At 67.1% G+C, this 24,184-nt stretch carries 2 protein-coding genes; both read right to left on the bottom strand.

Going from position 1 to position 24,184, the window contains the following annotated elements:
• Window positions 1–8: 8 nt before the first annotated feature.
• Window positions 9–11,276, bottom strand: coding sequence for an amino acid adenylation domain-containing protein (locus AC07OJ_RS01840; RefSeq protein WP_495093775.1), 11,268 nt, complete (start codon window positions 11,274–11,276; stop codon window positions 9–11).
• On the bottom strand, window positions 11,273–24,184 hold the full coding sequence (locus tag AC07OJ_RS01835; protein WP_495093774.1) for an amino acid adenylation domain-containing protein: 12,912 nt from the start codon (window positions 24,182–24,184) through the stop codon (window positions 11,273–11,275). The genes AC07OJ_RS01840 and AC07OJ_RS01835 overlap by 4 nt, the downstream gene beginning before the upstream one ends.

Raw genomic sequence — 24,184 nt, 5'->3', positions numbered from 1 at the left:
GCGCCACTTCACGACACCACCTCCGCAACCACCACACCGTCCAGCCACCAACGTGCCAGCCCGTGAACATTCGGGGCCTTGAGCAACGTGAAGTGATTGCCGCCGCCGTACCACACCTGCAGCCCGTTGCCCTGGCGTCGCCACCCTTCAATCATCAGGCCCTGCTCACGCTGATTACCCGCTGCATCCAGCGCCGGGTCCTGGGCCAACACCAACCGCACCACCCCCTCGAACCGCCGCGCCGGCCGATACACCGTGCGCAACGCCGCCGCATAGGTACGCGCCGGACCGTCCATCGCGTCCACACTGGCCCGTGCCGGCAACAAGCCGACGCCGACCATGCCCGCGTGCAGCCATTGCCGTTGCGCGATGTCATCGCGTGCGGCGAAGTCCAGGGGGTCAATGCCCAACGACTTGCCGGACGACAACTGCATCGCTTCGATCAGGCGCAGCAGTGCCGCCGTGGTGGTATACGGCTTGCCCGCGCCGCCTGGCGCCTCGCTGTCGATCACCGTCAACGACGCCACTTCACGTCCGGCCGCCTGCAACTGCAGCGCCAGCTCCAGCGCCACCCAGCCACCGAAGGAATGCCCGGCCAAGTGCACCGGCCCGTGCGGGTACTCCTGCTCCAGCGCCGCCAGGTAACAGGCCGCCGCCGCTTCGACCTGGCTGTGCGGCACTGCCTCACCGTCGAGGCCGCGTGGTTGCAGGCCGAACAGCGGCCAATCGCGCCCGAGCGCATCGCTCAACCCCACGAAGCCGGTGACGCTGTCCCCCGCCCCCGGCACACAGAACAGCGGCGCATGCCCTTCCCGCCCGCTCTGGATGCGCAGCAGCGGCTGGTGCGGCGCCTGCTTCTGTGGCGAACAGGTCGCCAGGGCGGCGCTGATCGCCGCGCCCAACGTGCGGATATGCGGGGCCTGCATCATGCTCTGGTGATCGCCAGGCACCTCGATGCGGCGCAGTTGGCCCGGCGCCAGCGCGTCCTCCCAACCCAGCGATTCACTGCGCCGCGACAACTCGGTCGGGCGCTCCAGCGCGCTGAACAGATGCACCGGAATCGGCAGCGGGAACAAGCTGTAATGCGCCAGCGCATGCCCATGCCCGACTTCGCGCTCGATGAAGCTCAAGAGGTCCGCGTCCGTCGCCGCCGCCATTTGCGCGTACAGCAGACCTTGATCGCGACAGCGTTGCAGCAGGCCTGCAAAGTCCAGCTGTCCAATGCCCGACGCCAACTGTTCAAGACTCGCCAACTCATGTGCACCTCCCTGTGCGTTCCAATAGGCCGTGCACTGCAACAACAGGTGCCGCTTGAGCGCGTCCGGCCCGCTCCAGCGCGCCTTGCCCTGGTCGGTCATGCGCGGCACATAGCTGTCGATCAAGCCGAGAAACGCCACGGGCTCATCCAGCCCCAGCAATTGCATGGCGACCTCATAAGCCAGTACGCCGCCAAACGACCAGCCCGCCAGCCGATACGGCCCGTGGGGCTGGCGCTCGCGAATCAGCCCGACCATGCGCGCCGCCAGGCCTTCCATGCTGTGCAGATGCGCTTCACCGAAGGGCACGCCGGGCAGGCCGAAAATCGGATAATCACCGGGCAGGTGCTGGCCCAGCGCCGGGAAATAGACGTCCATGCCACTGAACTCATGGATCAGGAACAACGGCGGTTGCGTACCGCTGCTGCGCACCGTGATCACGCCGGTGTCGCGCAGCGGTGCCTGGGTGCGTGCGCGCAACAGCGCGGCGACGCACGCCACGCTGGCATGTTGGAACAGCTCGGCGAGGGACACCGGCAGACCCGCTTCCTCCAGCAGGTTTACCAGCCGAATCGCCAGCAGCGAGTGTCCGCCCAATTCGAAGAAGCTGTCATGCCGGCCCACCTGTTCCAGTTTCAACACCTCGGCCCACAGCCGCGCCAGGGTGTGCTCCAGGGCATCGCTGGGGGCTTCGAAGTCGCGGCGGTTCAAGGCGTCCCACTCAGGTGCCGGCAGCGCCTTGCGGTCGACCTTGCCGTTGGCAGTCAACGGCAAGTGCGCGAGCGCCACATAGGCCGAAGGCAGCATGTATTCCGGCAATTGCGCCTGCAGGTGTGCACGCAGGGCGTCGATGGCGGCTGCACCAGTAAAGTACGCGACCAGGCGCTTGTCCCCCGGCGCGTCTTCGCGCGCCAGCACCACCACCTCCTGGACATCGGCAAAGGTTGCCAGGCGCGCTTCAATCTCGCCCAGCTCGATACGGAAACCGCGGATTTTCACCTGGTCGTCATTGCGCCCGATGCACTCCAGCAACCCGCCCGCCGTCCAGCGACCGAGGTCGCCGGTGCGGTACATCAGGGCGCCTGGGACAAAGGGGTCCTGGACAAATTTTTCCGCGCTCAGCTCAGGGCGATTCAAGTACCCCTTGGCCACGCCATCGCCGCCGATGCAGATTTCACCGCTGATCCCCAGCGGCACCGGCTGCAATTGCGCATCCAGCACATGGATCCGGGTGTTGGCGATCGGCCGTCCCACCGGCACGCTCTCGGCGTCATCGGCCAGCGCGCGCACTTCATAAGTGCTGGCATAGGTGGTGGTTTCCGTCGGCCCGTAACAGTGCACCAGGCGCAGCGCGGGGGCCGCGGCCAGCAGGCGGCGAAACGCGGCCGGGTCGGCCCGCTCGCCGCCGCACAACAGAATGCGCAGGCCCGCCAACGCCTGGGGAATCATCTGCACGTATTGGTTGAACAGCGCCGTGGTCACGAACAGCACCGTCACCTCCTGCAAGGCCGCGCCGAACGCGCTCGGGTCGAGCACGGTGGCATGGTCGATGACCTGCACCTGGCCGCCGTTGAGCAATGCGCCCCAGACGTCCATGGTGCTGGCGTCGAACGCCGGGTTCGAGGCGAAGGCCACGCGGTCGCCGGCATTGAAATCGGCATAGCCGTTGTTGAGCACCAGCCGTGTGATGCCGCGATGGGGCACCAGTACGCCCTTGGGCGTGCCCGTGGAGCCGGAGGTGTACATGATGTACGCCACGCTGTCCGAGGATTGCGACACGTCCGGGTTATGGCTCGGTTGCGGGTCGAGGACCAGGGTGTCGAGGTCCAGGCGCCGGACCGGGTACCCGATCACCGCATCGCTGTGGGTCAGCAGCCAGCTCGCGCCGCTGTCCTGCACCATGAAGCCCTGGCGTTCGGCCGGCGCGTGGATATCCAGCGGCACATAGGCGCCCGCGCACTTGAGCACTGCAAGCTGGCTGACGAGTAAATCCAGGCAGCGTGGCAGCAGGATGGCCACGCTGTGCCCAGGCCGCACGCCAAGCTCGATAAGGTGATGGGCCAGGCGGTTGGCGCGGCTGTTCAGTTCGCCGTAGCTCAGGCTGTGTTCGCCCTGCAGCGCCGCCACGGCGCCGGGCCGTGCCTGCGCCTGTGCTTCGAACAAGCGCTGCACCGTGTGCTCACGCGGGAATGCCCGGGCAGTGGCATTCAACGCCAACAGCTGCTGGCGCTCGGCAGCGGGCAGGATCGGCAAGCGGCCGATGGCAATCTCCGCCGCCCCTTCCAGCGCCTGCACCACCTGCTCCACGGCGATCTGCAGGTAGTCGCACAACCGCCCCGCACCCGGCCCCACGGCCTTCAGACCGAAGCCGTCGGCGAGGTCGTCCACACTCATCGACAATCCATAGTTGCTGGACTCCTCGGCCTTGAGCAGTTGAATGCCCTGCCACGCCTCGGCCACACTCGCGCCGCGCGGCGCGCTATGGCGATAGTTGAACAACACGCTGAACAAGGGCGTGCTCGCCGGTACCGCGCTGCACCGCTGGGCCAGTGCCAGCGACGCATGTTCGTGGCTGAGCAGTTCGGTGAGGCGCACATGCGTGGCCTGCACGGCAGTGCGTACCGACTGTTCACCGAGGTCGACCCGCAGCGGCAAGGTGTTGATAAACACCCCCATGGCGCGCTCGGCACCCTCGCCGCCTTGCAGGCGGCCCAGCAGCACGGTGCCGAAGACCACCGACTCACGCCCACTGACCTTGCCGAGTACATGGGCCCACGCCAGGTGCATCAGGCTCGCAGTGCTGACCCCTGCCTGGCGCGCCTGGGTACGCAGGCGTTGACCCAACGCAGCGTCAAGCGTCATCCGCGCCTGTGCAGCGGGGCCCAGGTCCTGCACCACCGTTGGCTCATCGATGTCCCCCAGCATCGCGCGGAAAAAATCCTCGTGGGTCTCGGCGCCCACGCGGGTCTGCGCCACGTAGTTGCGATACGGCACCGCCGCACCCAGCTGATCCTGGGCACCCAACAGGAAGGCCTGAAGTTCATGCTGCAGGATCTCCAGCGCCAGGTGGTCCATTACCAGGTGGTGGAACAGCAAGGTCGCGACCAGCCGCTGCGGCGTCTCGGTATACACCAGGCGCATCAGCGGCGCCTGCCCGAGGTCGAGGCGCGACGGCACCGGCCCGGTTTCGACGCGCAGGCTCGCCTCACGCCACACCACTTGCAACGGTTCCTCCAGGCCTTGCCAATGGAAGGAAGAGCGCAAAATGTCGTGCCGCTGGATCACCGCCTGCAAGGCCTGGGCAAACGCGTCGAAGCGCTGGCGACTGTCGAAGGCAAATTGCGCCTGCAGCAGATAGGCATCGGCGGCCTGCTCGGCGCGATGGTGATAGAGCATGCCGGCCTGCAACGGCGCCAGCGGGTAGAGGTCCTGCACATTCGCCAAGCCACCGGGGATGCCGGCGACAATACGCGCGATGGCGGGCGAGTCCAGCGGGATCGGCGGCAACTGCGCGACTTGCGCGCTACCGCCCAGTGCTGCGGCGAAGGCACACAAGGTGGGTTGGCCGAACAGCACTTTCACCGGCGCCGCCAACCCCAGGTGGCGCAAACGGCCCATCAGGCTGACCGCCAGCAGCGAGTGCCCGCCCAGTTCGAAGAAGTGATCATGGCGCCCCACGCGCTCTACATCGAGCAGCTCGGCCCACAGCGCAGCGATGATCATTTCGCGCTCGCCCTGAGGCGCTTCGTAAGCGCGCACCGCCACCGCATCCGCCCCCGGCGCCGGCAGTGCCTTGCGGTCGAGCTTGCCGTTGGGGCTCAACGGCAGCGCCTCCAGATGCACGAACACCGCCGGCACCATGAACGCCGGCAGGTGCCGCAGCAGTTGCGCACGCAGTGTGTCGATCGGCGTGCGCACGCCGGTGTAGTACGCCACCAGGCGTTCATCGCGGGCGACCACGGCAGCCTCGCTGACCGCAGCACATTCGGTCAGCCGCGCCTGGATTTCCCCCAGTTCGATACGCAGGCCACGGATCTTCACCTGGTCGTCGTTGCGCCCCAGGTATTCGAGGGTGCCGTCCGGCCAATAACGGCCGACGTCGCCGGTGCGGTACATGCGCCCCTCGGTAAACGGGTCTTGCAGGAAGCGCTCGGCGGTCAGCTGCGGACGGTTCAAATAGCCACGCGCCACTTGCACGCCGCCAATAAACAGCTCGCCGACCACGCCCAGGGGTACCGGTTGCAACTGCGCGTCGAGCACGTACAGGCGCGTGTTGGCAATCGGCTTGCCGATCGGCGTGTTGTCCGGCGTCACGGCTCCCGCGCAGTTCCAGGCCGTCACGTCGACGGCGGCTTCGGTGGGGCCATACAGGTTATGCAACTCGCTGCCGGGCATCTGCTGCTTGAAGCGCCGCACCAGGCTGCCGGGCAAGGCTTCGCCGCTGCACATTACCCGCACCACGCCCGCGGCCTGGCTGACGTCGCCATGGGCGAGGAAGACGTCGAGCATCGACGGCACGAAATGCAGCGTGGTGATCTGCTCAGCCGCGATCACGGCGCACAAATAGGCCGGATCCTTATGCCCTTCAGGTCGCGCCATCACCAGGCGCGCGCCGGTGGACAGCGGCCAGAAGAGCTCCCACACCGACACGTCGAAGCTGAACGGGGTTTTCTGCAGCACCGCGTCGTCGGCCGTCAGCGCATAGGCGTCCTGCATCCACAACAGGCGGTTGACCACCCCGGCATGCTCATTGATCACGCCTTTGGGCTGGCCGGTGGAGCCGGAGGTGTAGATCACGTAGGCGCTGACGGCCGCAACCGTGGGATTGTCGAGCGGCTGGTGCTGCCAGCACGGCTGGTCCAGGTCGACCACCGCCACGTCCCCCAGCAGCCCACGCGTTGCCGACTGGGCCAGCACGGCGACCGGCGCGCTGTCCGCGAGCATGTAGGCAAGGCGCTCCAGCGGATACGCCGGGTCCAGCGGCACATAGGCGGCGCCGGCCTTGAGGATCGCGTACAGGCCGATGACCATGTCCAGGCCGCGCTCCACGCAGATCGCCACCCGCGAGCCGGGCTGTACACCCAGCGCCAGCAAGTGATGCGCCAACTGATTGGCCCGCGCATTCAGTTCGGCATAGGTCAGTTGCCGCTCGCCGGCCTTGAGCGCAATCGCGTGCGGAGTGCGCGCCACCTGCGCTTCGAACATCCCGTGCAGGGTCTGTTCGAGGTCGTAGTCGACCGCTGTGGCATTGAAGTCGAACAGCAACTGCTGGCGCTCGCGCTCGTCCACCAGCGGCACCTGCTCCAGGACCGCCTGGTCGTTGTCGACCATGGCCCGCAGCAGGCGTGTGAAGTAGCCGACATAACGGCGCACCGTCGACTCATCGAACAGCGCCACGGCGTATTCCAGCGCGCCGATAATCGTGCCCTGCACTTCGCCCAGGTCCAGCGACAGGTCGAACTTGGCAAAGTGGCTGTGTTCGACAATGCGCTCCAGGGCCAGGTCGCCGAGGGCCAGGGTCGGCGCACTGCTGTCCTGCCAGGTCAGCAGGGTCTGGAACAGCGGGCTGTGGGCCAGGCTGCGCAGCGGCCGGGTGATTTCCACCACCTGCTCGAACGGCAGGTCCTGGTGGTCCTGGGCCGCCAGTGTCAGGCCCTTGACCCGTGCCAGTAACGCCTCGGTGCTCAACGCGCCCGAGGTGTCGATACGCACCGCCAGGGTGTTGACGAACAGGCCGATCAAGCCTTCCACCTCACCTCGCGTGCGGTTGGCCACCGGCGAGCCGATCACCACGTCGTGCTGCCCGGACAGCCGCGAGAGCAAGGCAGCCCAGGCGCTCATCAAGGTCATGTACAACGTGCTGCCGTGGCGTTGGCTCAAGGCCTTGAGACCAGCGGTGAGGCGTTCATCCAGGCGTACCTCGACGCTGCTGCCGGCGTAGTCCTGCAGTGCCGGGCGCGGGCGGTCGGTGGGCAGCGTGAGCAAGGCCGGCGCACCGTCCAGGGCCTGCTGCCAATAGCGGCTCTGGCGCTGCAGCACTTCGCCGCTGAGCCACAGGCGCTGCCACACGGCGAAGTCACCATACTGGATCGCCAGCGCCGGCAACGGGTCTGGCAGGCCGTGGCTGAAGGCCTGGTACAACGCCGTCAGCTCACGGGTCAGCACGCCCATGGACCAGCCATCCGAGACGATATGGTGCAGGGTCAACAGCAGCACGTGGTGATCGTCGGCCATCACCACCAGGCGCCCGCGCAGCAGCGGGCCGCGCTCCAGGTCAAAGGGGGCCGAAGCCTCGCCCTGGATCAATGCATCCAGCGCCTGCTGGGGTTGCGGGTGGCGGCGCAGGTCCTGCACTTGCAGGGGCAGCACGTCTTCGGCCGGCACACTGAGCACCTGGGCCACGTCACCGTGCTGGGTAAAACGGCTGCGCAGGGTGGCATGCCGCGCGACAATCCGCGCCAGCGCGCGTTGCAACGCCTCGACATGCAACTGGCCGCGCAGGCGCAGGCCGATGGGAATGTTGTAGGCGGTGTTGGCGCCTTCCATCAGCGCCAGGAACCACAGGCGCTGCTGGGCAAAAGACAGCGGCACCGGCTCATCGCGGTTGGCCGGCAGGATCTGCGGCAAGGTGCTGCGGCCGGCCTGGGCCAACCCCTCGGCGACAGCGGCCAGTTCGGCATTGGCAAACACGTCGCTGAGCAGCAACTCCACGCCCAGGCGCTGGCGTACCTGGGAGACCATGCGCATCGCCAGCAACGAGTGCCCGCCCAGCTCGAAGAAATGATCGCGGCGCCCCACGCGCTCGACCTGCAGCACCTCGGCCCAGATCTGCGCCAGCACACTTTCGATCTCGCCCTCGGGGGCTTCGTATTCACGGGTAAACACCGCGGCCATGTCCGGGGCCGGCAAGGCCTTGCGGTCGAGCTTGCCGTTGGCGGTGAGGGGCAGCGCGTCCAGCTTCACGTAGGCGACCGGGACCATGTAGTCCGGCAGGTGCGTCACCAGGTGGGCGCGGAGGTCGGCCACGGTCAGTGGGTCGAACTGCGGGTTTTCCGTGTAGTAGGCGACCAGGCGCTCGTCACGCACCAGCACCACCGCTTCCAGGAGACTCGGCAGATGGTTGAGCTGGGCTTCGATCTCGCCCAGCTCGATCCGCACGCCACGGATTTTCACCTGGTCATCGTTGCGCCCCAGGTACTCAAGAGTGCCGTCCGGCAGCCAGCGCGCCATGTCGCCGGTACGGTACATGCGCCCCGCGTTGAACGGGTCGTGCAGGAAACGTTCGGCCGTCAGCTGCGGGCGGTTCAGGTAGCCGCGCGCCACGCCCTTGCCCCCCACATACAGCTCGCCCGCCACGCCCAGCGGCACCGGCCGCTGCTGCGCATCCAGCAGATACACGCGGGCATTGGCGATGGGCTTGCCAATGTGCAGCGGCTGGCCGGCCTCGACCTTGCCCGAGGTGGCGACCACCGTGGCTTCGGTCGGGCCGTAGTTATTGATCAGTTCAAAACGTTGCGCACGCGCGAACTGGCGCAGGCGGTCGCCGCCGATCAGCAGGGTGCGCAAGGTCGGGTGTTCGATCTGCTGGCTGAACGCGTACTCGGCCACCGGGGTCGGCAGGAAGCACACGTCCAGCGGCTGCGCGCACCACCAGGCCAGCAGCGCGTCAATATCCTCGGCGCCGTCCGTGGCCGGCGGCAGGTGCAGGGTCGCCCCCACGCACAGGGCCGGCCAGACCTCCCAGGCCATCGCATCAAAGCCAAACCCGGCGACGCTGGCGGTGTGGCGCCCGGCGCACAGGTCAAACGTGCGGCAGTGCCAGTCCACCAGGTTGGCCACGGTGTGGTGTTCCACCATCACGCCCTTGGGCTGGCCGGTGGAACCGGAGGTGTAGATCACATAGGCGAGGTTCGACGCGGTCATCGCGACCTCTGGGTTGCTCGCCGTGTGATGCTGCCAGGTGTAGCGGTCAAGGTTGATCACCGGCACGTCGAGCGCCGGCAGGCGGGCAAGCAACGCGTGCTGGGCCAATACCGCGACCGGCGCGCTGTCACTGAGCAGGTACTCAAGGCGCTCAGCCGGGTGGGACGGGTCCACGGGCACATAGCAGGCGCCAGCCTTGAGGATCGCCAGCAACCCGGCCAGGGTGTCCAGGCCCCGGCGCGCGACAACCGCCACGCGGTCATCGGGCTTGACCCCCAGGGCCAGCAGGTGATGCGCCAGCAGGTTGGCCTGCTGGTTCAGCTCGGCATAGGTCATCTGCCGCCCCTGGTGCACGGCGGCGATGGCGTCGGGCGCCAGCGCGGCCTGGGCTTCGATGCGGGCATGCAGCGTGGTGCCTTGGGGGAACTCCGCCTGGGTGGCATTGAACTGCTGCAACAAGCGCTGCTGCTCGGCGAGCGGCAGCACCGACACGCGGTTGAGCGCGGTGTCCGGCGCCTGCTCCAGCGCGTCCAGCAGGTTTTCCAACGCGGTCTGCAGGTAGGCACAGACGCGGTGCGGGTCCACCAAGGTGCTGGCGAGCAGGCTCAGGCCGAAGCCTTCACCCAGGTCATCGACACTCAGGGTCAGCGGGTAGTTGGTGCGTTCCTCGGCACTCAGCGCGGCGATACCGTGCCAGGCCGAGACCGCCTCGGCGCTGGCGGCCGGGGCGCTGTGGCGGTAATTGAGCAACGCACTGAACAACGGCGTCGGCGCCACCACGCCACTGCAGCGCTGGGCCAGGGCCAGCGGCGCATGCTCATGGCGCAGCAACGTGGTGAGCCTTGCGTGGGTGGCCTTGACCCCGGCGCGCACGCCCTCGTTGCCCACGTCCACGCGAAACGGCAGCGTGTTGATGAAGATCCCCAGCGCCCGGTCCGTGTCATGGCTGCCCTGCAGGCGGCCCATCAACACGGTGCCGAACACCACCTGCTCCTTGCCGGACAACACCCCCAGCACCTGCGCCCAGCCCATATGGAACAGGCTGGCGGCGCTCACCCCTAGTTGCCGCGCCTGCGCCCGCAGCCGTTGCGACAACGCCGGCGCCAGTGCCAGGTGAACCTCGGCAATGCCGCGTGCATCGCCTTGTACATCGTGCAGGCCAAACGGCAAGGTCGGTTCGCTGATGTCGCCGAGCATCTGCCGGAAAAAGCTTTCGTGCTCCTCTTCGCAGGTCCCCAGCCGCGCCTGGGCCACATAGTTGCGAAACGGCACCGCCTGGCCGAGCGCCGCGCCCTGCCCCAGCAGGCACGCCTGCATTTCATGGCACACCACTTCCAGGGCACTGTGGTCGAGGGCCATGTGGTGGAACAACAAGCTGGCGACGATGCGCTGGTTGGCCGGATCATCCGCGCGCACCAGGCGCAGCAGCGGCGCCTGTGTCACGTCGAGACGATAGTGGCGGGCATCGAACAGCGCATGCAGTTGCGCGGCGATGTCGCCCTCGGCCGCCGGCAATTGGAGGGCCTGCACCGGCAGGCGCGCAGTGCGCCACACCACTTGCGAGGGCTCTTGCAGGCCGTCCCACACCACGCCGGTGCGCAGGATATCGTGGCGATCCATCACCGCCTGCAGCGCCTGGGCAAAGGCGTCGAAGCGCGCCAGGCTGTCGAACGCGAATTGCGCCTGCATCACGTACGGATCGCCGTGCTCGGCGCTGACGTGGTGAAACAGGATGCCTTCCTGCAACGGCGCCAGCGGGTAGATATCCTGGATATTCGCCACGCCGCCGTCGACGCTGGCGACGACTCGGTCGATCTCCTCCTGGCTCAGGGTCGACAGGCTCAGCATGTCCGGCGTGATGCGCTCGGCGCCGGCCGGGATGCCATTGGCCGGCACCTCGACGGCGCCCGCCTGGGGCGCCGTGTATTCACCGGCCTGGATCAGCGCGATCAACGCCGGTTTGTGTTCACGCAGCGCGGCGATGATCGCCGGGTCACTCAAGGCTTGCCTGTTGCCCTGCACCGACAACTGATCGCCCTTGAGCGCCAGTTGGATGTCCTTGGTTTTCAGCGTCGCCAGCAGTTGGTTGATGCTCACAGGACGATCTCCATTCGTTCGGTCATTGCGGCGTAGCCGGCCAGTGTCGGCTGTTCGAACAGCGCGCGCACATCGGCTTCCATGCCTTCCTGGCGCAAGCGCCCGATCAAGCTCACGGCGAGCAACGAGTGCCCGCCCAATTCAAAGAAATTGTCCTGGCGACCGACCCGCTCGACCTTGAGCAGTTCGGCCCACAGCCGCGCCAGGAGCTTCTCGGTGTCACCTTCTGGCGCCTCGTACTCACGCGCCACCAACGCGTCCAGGCCCGGGGTTGGCAGGGCCTTGCGGTCAAGCTTGCCGTTGGGACTCAACGGCAGTGCGTCGAGGTGCACAAACAGCGCGGGCACCATGAAGTCCGGCAAGTGCCGCAACAGCTGTTCACGCAAGCTGTCGACGGGCGTCTGCGTACCGGTGTAATAGGCCACCAGGCGTTCTTCGCGGGCCACCACCACGGCGTCCTTGACCGCTGCGTGCTCGATCAGGCGCGCCTGGATTTCCCCCAGTTCGATGCGCAGGCCACGGATTTTCACCTGGTCGTCGTTGCGGCCCAGGTATTCGATATTGCCGTCGGCCAGGTAACGCCCCACATCCCCGGTGCGGTACAGGCGCCCGTCGCTGAACGGGTCCTTGATAAAGCGCTCGGCCGTCAGCTGCGGACGGTTCAGGTAACCGCGCGCCACCTGCACGCCGCCGATGAACAGTTCGCCGACCACGCCCAGCGGCACCGGTTGCAACTGCTCATCCAGCAGGTACAGGCGCGTGTTGGCAATCGGCTTGCCGATCGGCGTGTTGTCGGGCACCTCGGGGCGCGCGCAGTTCCATGCGCTCACGTCCACCGCGGCTTCGGTCGGACCGTACAGGTTGTACAGGCCGAGGCCCGGCAATTGCTGCTTGAAGCGCCGCACCAGGCTGCCCGGCAAGGCTTCGCCGCTGCACATCACGCGCCGCAAGCCGGCGGCCTGGCTGACGTCGCCATGCGCGAGGAACACGTCAAGCATCGACGGCACGAAGTGCACGGTGGTGATCCGCTCAGACTCGATCACCTCGCACAGGTACGCCGGGTCCTTGTGCCCGCCCGGACGCGCCATGACCAGGCGGGCGCCGGTGAACAGCGGCCAGAAGAACTCCCACACCGACACGTCGAAGCTGAACGGGGTTTTCTGCAACACCGCGTCCTCGGCCTTGAGACCGTAGGCGTCCTGCATCCACAACAGGCGGTTGACCACCCCGGCGTGTTCGTTGATCACGCCCTTGGGCTGGCCGGTGGAGCCGGAGGTGTAGATCACGTAGGCCTGATGGCGCGCATTGAGGTCGGCGACGTGGGGATTGGTCGCGGGCTGGTGCTGCCAGGTGCAATGGTCGAGGTCGATCACCGGCGCGTCCCCCAGCAGCGCCAGGGTCGCGCCCTCGGCCAGCACCACCACCGGCGCGCTGTCCTGCAGCATGTAGGCGATGCGTTCCTGCGGGTAGGCCGGGTCCAGCGGCACATAACCGCCACCGGCCTTGAGGATCGCAAACAGGCCGACGACCATCTCCAGGCCACGCTCCACACAGATGCCTACCCGCGCGTCTGGTTGGACGCCGCGTTCACGCAGGTGATGGGCCAGGCGATTGGCGCGCTCGTTGAGTGCCTGATAGGTCAAGTGTTGCTCGCCAGCGGTGACCGCCACGGCCTGCGGTGTGCGCACCACCTGGGCTTCGAACAGACTGTGCAGGGTCTGGTCGAGGTTGTACGGCACCTCGGTTGAGTTGAACTCGACCAGCAGCTTTTTACGCTCCTCGGCGTCCAGCACCGGCAGGCGGTCAAGCGCCCGCTGCGGCGCCTGCTCCAACGCGTCGACCAGGCCGGACAAGGCCACTTGCACATAGCCGCATACCCGCTGCGCGTCGGTGCGCGCCAGGGCAGTGATGGCATAGCCATCGCCCAGGTCATCCACGTTCAAGGTCAGCGGGTAGTTGGTGCGCCCGTCGTTGACCAGGGTCTGCATGCCTTCCCAGGCCTGCTGCGCCTCCCGCGAGCGCGTGGCCGCGCCGCGATGACGGTAGTTGAGCATCGAGCTGAACAGCGGCGCCGGCGCGGCCACCCCACTGCAGCGCTGGGCCAGCGCCAGGGACGCGTGCTCATGCCCGAGCAAGGCGCTGAGGCGCTCATGGGTGGTACGCACGGCAGCGCGGGCGCCCTGCGCGTCGATATCCAGGCGCAGCGGCAAGGTATTGATAAACACACCCAGCGCGCGGTCGGCACCCTCCCCGCCCTGCAGGCGGCCGACCAACACGGTGCCGAACACCACGCTGCGCCGACCCGAGGTGACCGCCAGCACCTGCCCCCAGGCCAGGTGGAACAGGCTCGCGGTGCTCACGCCCAGCAGCCTGGCCTGGGCGCGCAGGCGGCGGTTGAGGTCGCTGTCCAGGCGCAAGCTGTGTTCCTCGATGGCGCTGCCGTCGCCGCGCACATCCTGCCAGCCGAAGGGCAAGGTCGGCGCGTCGACATCAGCGAGCATGCCGCGAAAGAACGCCTCGTGTTCCTGCTCGCTCACCCCCAGGCGGGCCTGGGCCACGTAGTTGCGGTACGGCATCGGTGCCGTCGTTGGCGCGGGGTGACCCAGCAGGTAGCCCTGCATTTCGCGCAGCACCACGTCGAAGGCGGTGTGGTCGAGGACGATATGGTGATAGAGCAACACCACGACCACACGCTGGTTGGCCGGGTCCTGTGCATACATCAGGCGGATCAGCGGGGCCTGGCTGATATCCAGGCGATAGCGCCGCGCGTCGAAACGCGCATGCAACTCGGCCAGTACGTCGCCGTGCAGGTGCAGTTCCTGCACGCTCAGTTCAGCGCTGCGCTGCACCACTTGCAGCGGCTGTACGAGACCTTCCCAGACCACCCCGGTGCGCAGGATATCGTGACGATCGATCACCTGTTGCAGTGCCTGGGCGAAGGCCTGCAGGCGCTCCACGGTGTCAAATGCCAGGTGCGATTGCAGCAGGTACGGGTCGCCCTGTTCGGCCGTGATGTAGTGGTAGAGGATGCCCTCCTGCAGGGGTGCCAGCGGGTAGATGTCCTGCACATTGGCGGCACCGTCGGGCACACGGCTCACCACGTGATCCAGCGTGGCCTGGTCCAGGCTCACCAACGTGAGCATATCCGGGGTGATGCGTTGGCAGTCGACGGCAATGCGGTTGGCCGGCACCGGCACTTCGCGGCCACTGCCGACGGCGGCTGCCAGGGCAGCCAGGGTGGGTTGGCTGAACAGCACCCGTACATCGGCGCTGAGGCCAGCCTGGCGCATGCGTTCGATCAGGCTCACGGCCAGTAGCGAATGCCCGCCCAGTTCGAAGAAGTGATCATGCCGACCGACTTGCCCAACCTGCAGCACTTCGGCCCAGATACGCGCCAAGGTGGTTTCGACCGCGCCTTGGGGGGGCGCATAGTCACGGCTCGACAAGGCGTTGTGATCGGGCTCCGGCAAGGCCCTGCGGTCGAGCTTGCCGTTGGCGGTCAGCGGCAATGCCTGAAGTTTCACGTACGCGACCGGCACCAGCGCTGCGGGCAACTGCGCTTGCAGCTGCGCACGCAGTGCGTCGATATCCAGCGGCTGCTGTTCGGTGAACCAGGCGATCAAACGGCCCTCGCGCACCAGCACCACGGCATCACCCACGCCGGGCAGCGCAGCCAGGCAGCTTTCGATTTCGCCCAGCTCGACGCGCACGCCGCGCACTTTGACCTGGTCGTCATTGCGGCCCAGGTAGTCGAGGTTGCCATCCGGCAACCAGCGCACCCGGTCGCCGGTGCGGTACATGCGCCCCTGGTTGAACGGGTCCTGCAGGAAGCGTTCGGCGGTCATCTGCGGGCGGTTGAGGTAGCCCCGCGCGATGCCGCTGCCGCCGACATACAGCTCGCCGGCAACCCCCACCGGCACCGGGCGCAAGTGCGCGTCCAGCACATAGGCGCTGGCATTGGCGATCGGCCGGCCGATATGCAGCGCCTGCCCGGCGCGCACGCGGCCGGAGGTGGCGACCACCGTGGCTTCGGTGGGACCGTAGTTGTTGATCACCGCAAAGCGTCGCTCCTGGCTGAACTGGCGCAGGCGATCACCGCCGATCAGCAGGATGCGCAGGGTTGGGTGTTGCAGGTTCTGACTGAAGGCGTACTCAGCCACCGGCGTCGGCAGGAAGCTCACGTCCAGTGGCTGCTCCAGCCACCAGGCCAGCAGCGCGTCGAGATTTTCATTGCCCACCTGTGCAGGCGGCAGGTGCAGGGTGGCGCCTACGCACAGTGCCGGCCACAGCTCCCAGGCCAGCGCGTCAAAGCCGAACCCGGCGACACTGCTGGTGTGGCTCCGCGCATCCAGGCCAAAGGCTTCGCAGTGCCAGTGCAGCAGGTTTTCGACGCTGCGGTGTTCGACCATCACGCCCTTGGGCTGGCCGGTGGAGCCCGAGGTGTAGATCACGTAGGCCAGGTGCGCCGGGGTCAAGGCACTGATGTGCGGGTTGCTGGCGGCGTGCTGCTGCCAGCGCGGGTCGTGCAGGTCGATGCTGGCGACCGCGCCCAGCAGGTCGCGGGTGCTCGCCTCGGCCAGCACCGCCACCGGGGCACTGTCCTGCAGCAGGTAGGCGATGCGCTCTGCGGGGTACGCCGGGTCGATGGGTACATAGCCGGCGCCAGCCTTGAGAATACCCAGCAGCCCCACCAGCATCTGCGGGCCACGCCGGCAGCAGAGCGCGACGCGGTCGTCCGGTTGCACACCAACTTGCAGCAGGTGATGGGCCAACTGGTTGGCGCGACGGTTGAGTTGCGCATAGGTCAGCGATTCGTCGCCCTGCACCACGGCAATCGCCTCGGGTTGGCGTTCGGCCTGCACCTCAAAGGCGCCATGCACTGTCTGGCCCTGGGGGAAATCGTGGGCGGTGGCATTGAAGTCGCGCAGCAGGGTGTCACGCTCCGCCACCGACAGAATCGGCAGCCGGTTGAGCGGCGTATCTGGCGCACTTTCCAAGGTCGCGACCAACTGCTCCACCGCGCCGAGCATGTAGCTGCACAGGCGCTCGGCACCGATCTGCGGCAGCGCCAGGACATTCAGGCCAAAGCCGTCACCCAGGTCATCCACGCTCAAGGTCAGCGGGTAGTTGCTGCGTTCTTCACCACCGAGCAACTGCACGCCCGTCCAGATGCCGTGGCCGTCGCGCGCCATTTCGTCAGGCATGGTGTGGCGGTAATTGAGCAAGGCGCTGAACAGCGGCGTGGAGGCCGCCACGCCGCTGCAACGCTGGGCCAGCGCCAACGATGCGTGCTCATGACCGAGCAAGGCACTCAAGCGCGCATGCGTGGCCCTGACCGCCACGGCGGCGCTGGCCGCGACATCTACCCGCAGCGGCAAGGTGTTGATGAACATTCCGAGCGCCCGGTCGGCACCTTCGCCGGCCTGCAGGCGGCCCATCAATACGGTGCCGAACACCACGTCGTCACGCCCGGACACCAGCCCCAGCACCTGCGCCCAGGCCAGGTGCATCAGGCTCGCCGCGCTGACGCCCAACTGCCGGGCCTGCCCGCGCACGCGCCGGGCCAACGCTGCGTCCAGGGCTTGCTCGGCCTCCTCGATCGCACGGCCATCGCCCTGCACATCCTGTACGCCAAAGGGCAAGGTCGGTTCGTCGACATCGCCGAGCATGGCGCGAAAGAAGTGTTCGTGCTCTTGCGCGCTGACACCCAGGCGAGCCTGGGCGACGTAGTTGCGAAACGGTGCGGGCGCCGGCAAGTCCTGCGCCTGGTTGAACAGGAACGCGCGCATTTCCTGGCCGACCACGGCCATGGCGGTGTGGTCCAGCGCCAGGTGGTGAAACAGCAGGATCGCCGCCACCCGCGCGTTGCCCGGGTCCTTGGCGTAGACCATGCGCAGCAACGGCGCCTGGGTGATATCCAGGCGGTAGTGACGGGCATCGAAACGCCCGTGCAACTGCTCGATGATGGCGCCGTCCGCCGGGTCCAGGTCGACCGCCTGCACGCTTAGCCCTGCCTCGCGCCACACCACTTGCACCGGGCTGTCCAGGCCTTCCCAGACCACGCCGGTGCGCAGGATGTCGTGACGCGCCACCACCTGCTGCAACGCGCCCATAAATGCCTGCAGACGCTCGAGGCTGTCGAATGCCAGGCGCGATTGCAGCAGGTACGGGTCGCCCTGCTCGGCGCTGATGTGGTGGTAGAGAATGCCTTCCTGCAACGGCGCCAGCGGGTAGATATCCTGCACATTGGCCGCGCCCCCCGGCACGCTGGCGACGATACGGTCGATGGCGTCCTGGTCGAGTTGCACCAGGCTCAGCATCGACGGGGTGATACGCGTACACCCCAATGGAATGCCGTTGGCCGGCACCCGCACCTCGCGCCCCTCGCCCACCGCCGCCGCCAACGCGGCCAGGCTCGGCTGGCTGAACAGCACGCGCACGTCGGCGCTGAGGCCGGCCTGGCGCATGCGCTCGATCAAACTGACTGCCAGCAACGAATGCCCGCCCAGCTCGAAGAAATGATCATGGCGACCCACGCGCTCGAGCTTGAGCACGTCCTGCCAGATCTGCGCCAGCAGGGTTTCCACTGCGCCCTCCGGCGCCTCATAGCCACGGCTGAGCAGCGCGCTGTGGTCGGGCACCGGCAGGCCTTTGCGATCGAGCTTGCCGTTGGCGGTCAGCGGCAACAGCGCCAGCCAGACATAGGCCGACGGCACCATGTAATCCGGCAACCGGCCTTGCAGATGGGCCCGCAGCGCTTCGATCTCCAGCGCCGCCTCGGCGGTGTAGTAGGCCACCAGGCGCTTGTCACCGGGCGCGTCTTCGCGCACCACGACCACGGCGTCGTTCACGCCGGGAAAGCTCGCCAGGCAGGTTTCGATTTCGCCGGGTTCGATCCGATAACCACGGATCTTCACTTGCAGGTCATTGCGGCCCTGGTACAACAGGATGCCGTCGGCCCTCCAGCACGCCAGGTCACCGGTGCGGTACAGCAAGCCCTCGCCGAAGGGATTGGGAATAAATTTTTCGGCGGTCAAGTGCGGCTGGTTCACGTAGCCCGTGGCCAGGCCCGCGCCGCCGATATACAGCTCGCCGACCGCGCCCAGCGGGAGCAGGTGCTGGTGCGCATCCAGCACATAGGCCTGGGCGTTGGCGATCGGCCGGCCGATGGGAATACTGCCCTCGCCCGGCGCCGTGATCTCATAGGTGGTGGAAAAGGTGGTCGCCTCGGTCGGGCCATAACCGTTGAGCAGGTGTTGCGGTTTGCCGTGCGCGAGCACGCGGCCAATCACCAGCGGGTCAAGCACATCGCCGCCGACGATCAGGTAACGCAACTGGCGGAACACCGGCATCAGCGCATCGGCATACTGGTGGAACAGCCCGGCGGTCATCCACAACACGCTGACGGCCTGCTCCTGCAAGAGTGCGCCAAACGCAGCCTGGGACAACAGTTCTGTCGGCTCGACCACCACCACGCAACCGCCATTGAGCAGCGGCGCCCAGACTTCCAGGGTGCTGGCGTCGAACGCCGGGTTGGAGGCGAACGCCACGCGGTCCCGGGCGTTGAAGTCGGCATAGCCATTGTTGAGCACCAAACGAGTGATCGCGCGGTGCAGCACTTGCACGCCCTTGGGCGCGCCGGTGGAGCCGGACGTGTAGAGGATGTACGCCACACACTGGGCGGTCTGGAACAGGTCGGGATTGCGCGGCGACTGCGCGTCCAGATTCAGCTCGGCGAGATCGCCAAGCACCCGGTGCGCACCGCTGTCCTGCACAATGAACGCCTGGCGCTCGGCCGGCGCGTTGATGTCCAGCGGCACATAGACTGCCGCGCATTTTAGGATGGCCAGCTGGCAGATCAGCAAGTCGATGCTGCGCGGCAGCGCGATGGCCACGCTTTCCCCCGGCTGTACACCCAGGGTGATCAGGTGGTGGGCCAGGCGATTGGCGCGGCGATTGAGGTCGCGGTAGCTCAGGGACACACTGCCCTGCACCGCCGCCACCGCTTCAGGACGTGCCAGCACCTGGGCTTCGAACAACTGGTGTACGGTCAATTGCGACGGGTAGGCGCGCGTCGTGGCGTTGAACTCCACCAGCAGTTGGTGGCGCTCGGCCGCCGGGATGATCGACACCGCCTGCAACGGCGTGGTCGGCGCCTGTTGCAACACACTCACCAGGTGGCGCAGCGCGGTCAGCAGGTAGTCGCCCACTCGCTGCACATCCAGGCTGGCTACGCCTTGCACCGTCAGGGCAAAACCGCTGCCGAGGTCATCGACATTGAGCACCAGCGGGTAGTTGCTGCGCTCTTCGGAACTGAGGATCTGGATGCCGCTGGCCGCAAACGGGTTATCCCCCGGCGCTTGGTCCGCAGCGCTGTGACGGTAGTTGAGCAAGGTGCTGAACAACGGCAGTGAGCCCGGCACACCACTGCAGCGCTGGGCCAGGGACAACGATGCGTGCTCATGCCCGAGCAAGTGTGCGAGCCGTGCATGGGTGGCGCGCACACCGGCCAGCACCCCGGTGTTGCCGAGGCTGACCCGCAGCGGCAAGGTGTTGATGAACATCCCCAGCGCGCGGTCGGCGCCCGCGCCGCCTTGCATGCGGCCCAGCAGTACCGTGCCGAACACCACCTCTTGCTGGCCCGACACCTGCCCCAACACCTGGGCCCAGGCCAGGTGCACCAGGCTTGCGGTGCTCACCCCGAGTTGCCGCGCCTGTTCACGCAGGCCCAGGTTCAAGGCCGGTTCCAACGGCAGGCGTGCCTCGAGAATGCCACTGCCGTCGCGGTTCACATCCTGCAAACCGAAGGCCAGGGTCGGTTCGTCAATGTCGCCGAGCATCTCAGTGAAGAACGCTTCGTGTTGCGCCTGGCTGACTCCGAGGCGCGCCTGCGCCACGTAGTTGCGGTACTGCACGGCCTCCGGCAGTTGCGCGCTGCTGCCGGACAGGCTGGCGCTCATCTCTTGCACCAGCACTTGCAGGGCGGTGTGGTCGAGCAGGATGTGGTGCAGCAGCAGGATGCCGACGAGGCGACCCGGTTCTGCGCAGTAGGCGAAGTGCATCAGCGAGGCGCGCGTGAGGTCGAGACGGAAGTGCCGTGGGTCGAAGCGCTGTCGCAACTGCGCCAAGGCATCGGCGCCCAGCCCCTCTATGCGCTCGACCGCCAGTGGCGCCTGGCGACACACCACTTGCACCGGCTCGTCGAGGCCTTCCCAGAGGATCGCGGTACGCAGAATGTCATTGCGCTCGATCACGCTGTGCAGCGCCTGGATAAAGGCATCGACCGCCGCTTGATCGTTGAAGCCGAACTGCACCTGCAACACGTAGGGATCGCCTTCGCGGGTCGCCAGGTGGTGGTACAGAATGCCCGCCTGCAGGGGAGCCAGGCCGTAGATGTCCTGCACATTGCTGATGCCGCCGGGCACGCGCTGGATGATGTGGTCGAGGGCGGCCTGGCTCAGCTCCACCAGCGGCACCATGTCCGGGGTGATGTGCTGCGTGGCCGCCGTGATCAGGTTGGCCGGCACCTGCACCTGCTGCTGCCCGCCGACTGCGGCAGCGAGTGCCGCCAGGGTCGGCTGGCCGAACAGCACGCGGACGTCGGCGCCCAGCTCGACCTGGCGCATGCGCTCGATCAGCTTGACCGCCAGCAGCGAATGGCCGCCCAGTTCGAAAAAGTTATCATCACGGCCGACGCGCTCGAGCTTGAGCAGGTCCTGCCAGATCGCGGCGATGGCGTTTTCCACCGCGCCCCGGGGCGCCTGGTAGCCCCGCCGCGCCAGGGCTGTGGCATCGGGCACGGGCAAGGCGTTGCGGTCGAGCTTGCCGTTGGCGGTCAGCGTAAAACGGTCCAGCAACACGAAGGCGCTGGGCACCATATGTTCGGCCAGACTCAGCAGCAGGTGGTCGCGCAAATCCGCGATATTCGGTGCGCCGTCGGCGATCACGTAGGCCACCAGGCGCTTGTCACCCGGTTCGTCTTCGCGGGCAATCACCACCGCGTCACGCACACCCGGAGCGCTGGCGAGGCGCGCCTGGATCTCGCCGAGTTCAATGCGGAATCCGCGGATTTTCACCTGGTCATCGTTACGCCCCAGGTATTCGACGCTGCCGTCGGCGAGCATTCGGCCGAGGTCACCGGTCTTGTACAAACGCAAGCCGGTGGCCGGATCAACCAGGAAGCGCTCGGCGGTCAGCGCATCGCGGTTCAGGTAACCGCGCGCCACACCGGCGCCGCCGACGTACAGCTCACCGACCACACCGAACGGCAGCGGCTCGCGGCGCTCGTCCAACACATACAACTGCAGGTCGGGAATGCGCACACCAATCGGGCTGGCGCCGACCCGGTGCGCATCCGCCGCCTGCAACGCACGGTAGGTGACGTGCACGGTGGTTTCGGTGATGCCATACATGTTCACCAACTGCGTGCCGGCATTGATCGCCCGGGCATACCAGGGCTTGAGCATCCCCGGTTCCAGCGCCTCGCCGCCGAAAATCACCTGGCGCAGGGAATGCGCCTGGGGGCTCTGGCCCTGGGCGGCGATCAGTTGACGGAAGGCGCTGGGGGTCTGGTTGAGAATGCTCACCCCCGCTTCACAGAGCAGCGTGTAGCACTCGTCCGGCGAGCGGCTGACCCGCTGCGGCACGATCAGCAGTTGCCCGCCATGCATCAGCGCGCCCCAGATTTCCCACACCGAGAAGTCGAACGCGAAGGAGTGGAACAGCGCCCACACGTCGGTGGAGTTGAAGCCGAACCAGTGTTCGGTGGCGGTGAACAACCGCGCGACCTGGCGATGCTCGATCATCACGCCCTTGGGCTGGCCCGTGGAGCCGGAGGTATAGATCACATAGGCCAGGCTTGCCGGGCTCAGCGTGATCCGCGGGTTGACGATGGACTCGCCCCGCAGGCCGTTGAGATCGATCTGCGTCCGGTCGCCCACCCGATGACGGGTGTTGGCCTGCACCAGCACGGCCACCGGGTCGCTGTCGGCCAGGGTATAGGCGATGCGCTCAAGCGGATAGGCCGGATCGATCGGCACATAGCCCGCGCCGGCCTTGAGAATGCCCAGCAGGCCGATGATCATCTCCACACCGCGTTCCACGCAGATCGCGACCCGATCATCCGGGCGCACGCCTTGGGCGAGCAGGCGATGGGCAACCTGGTTGGCACGTTCGTTGAGCTGGCGATAGCTGAGGCGTTGGTTGTCGAAGCGCAAGGCAATGGCTTCGGGCTGGGCGGCGGCGTGGGCTTCGACCTGCTGGTGGATCAGCGCGCTGTCGGCGAAGGTCTGCGGGGTGTGGTTGAGGGTGTGCAACAGGGCATGGCGTTCGGGGTCAGGCAGGATGTTCAGGCCGCTCAGCGGCATCTCCGGTCGTTGCTCCAGGGCTTCGGCCAGGCTCGCCAGCGCCGTGTGCAGGTAGCCCGCCACGCGCTGCGCGCCGATGGCCGCCGCGACCATCACCGTCAGTGCAAACGCTTCGCCGAGATCGTCCACGTTCACCGTCAGCGGGTAGTTGGTGCGTTCCTCGGCACCAAGGACCTGGATCCCCTCGGCGACGTCAATCACCTCGGCCATATCACCCGCAGCGCTGTGCCGGTAGTTGAGTATCGCGCTGAACAACGGCGTCGGCGCGGCCACGCCGCTGCAACGCTGGGCCAGCGCCAGGGACGCGTGCTCATGCTGGAGCAACGCGGTCAGCCGTGCATGGGTGGCCTTGACGCCGGCCCGCACACCCTGCGCGCCCAGGTCCACGCGCAGTGGCAGGGTGTTGATGAACATGCCCAGCGCCCGTTCACCGCCCTCTCCCGCACCCATGCGGCCGAGCATCACCGTACCGAACACCACTGACTCGCGCCCGGACACCACGCCCAGGACCCGCGCCAACGCCAGGTGCAGCAGGCTTGCCACACTCACGCCCTGCGCCCGCGCCAGGCTGCGCAAGCGCAGGCCCAGGGCGGCGTCGACGGGGATGCGTACCTCGTCGATACCCTGGCCGTCGCCCTGCACATCCTGCAAGCCGAACGGCAGTGTGGGCGCCTCGATATCCGCCAGCATCTCGCGGAAGAACTGCTCATGGGCCTGCTCGCTGACGCCGTGGCGCACCTGGGCGATATAGCTGCGAAACGGCACCGGCGCCGTGGCCTGGTCCTGCTGGCCCGCCAGGTACAACTGGATTTCATCGCGCACCACATCCAGCGCGGTGTGGTCGAGAATGGTGTGGTGAAACAGCAACATGGCAACCACGCGCTGGTGGTTCGGGTCCTCGGCAAATACCAGGCGCAGCAGCGGCGCCTGGCCCAGGTCGAGGCGGAACGTGCGCGCGTCATAGCGGTTCAGCAAACGGTCAAACGCATCGCCCCCACTGAAATGCGCCTCTTCACAGGCCAGGGTCGCCGTGCGCCACACCACTTGCAGGGGCTCGTCGAGGCGCTCCCAGGCCATCGACGTACGCAGAATATCGTGGCGGTCGATGACCCATTGCAGCGCCTCGGCAAATGCGTGCAGGCGAGGACGGCTGTCGAATACAAACTGCGCGTGCAGCACATACGGATCGCCCTGCTGCGCCGACAGGTGGTGATAGAGCATGCCCTCCTGCAACGGCGCCAGCGGGTAGATGTCCTGCACGTTCGCCGCACCACCGGGGATCGCCGCGACGATCCGGTCGATGGCCGCCTGGTCGAGGCTGACCAGCGGCAACATGGCCGGCGTGATCCGATAGGCCGGGCTCAGCCAGTCACCGCCATGCTCGGCCACCAGTGCGAGCAACCGGGGTTTGTGGGCGATCAATTGATCCCACAGCGCGTCATCCAATGCCTCATCGTCACCCAGGACAATCAGGTCGTCTGCTTCCCTTTGCAGACGGATCGCATGGGTGGAAATCGCTGCCAATAATTCGCTGAACTGCAT

It is taken from the genome of Pseudomonas sp. GW821-FHT09C08, from assembly GCF_059418125.1.
This window is presented reverse-complemented; position numbering and strand designations above follow the sequence as displayed.

Excerpts from the sequence above, each read along its gene's own strand:
- AC07OJ_RS01835 (WP_495093774.1), bottom strand. The coding sequence starts at position 24,184 with ATGCAGTTCAGCGAATTATTGGCAGCGATTTCCACCCATGCGATCCGT.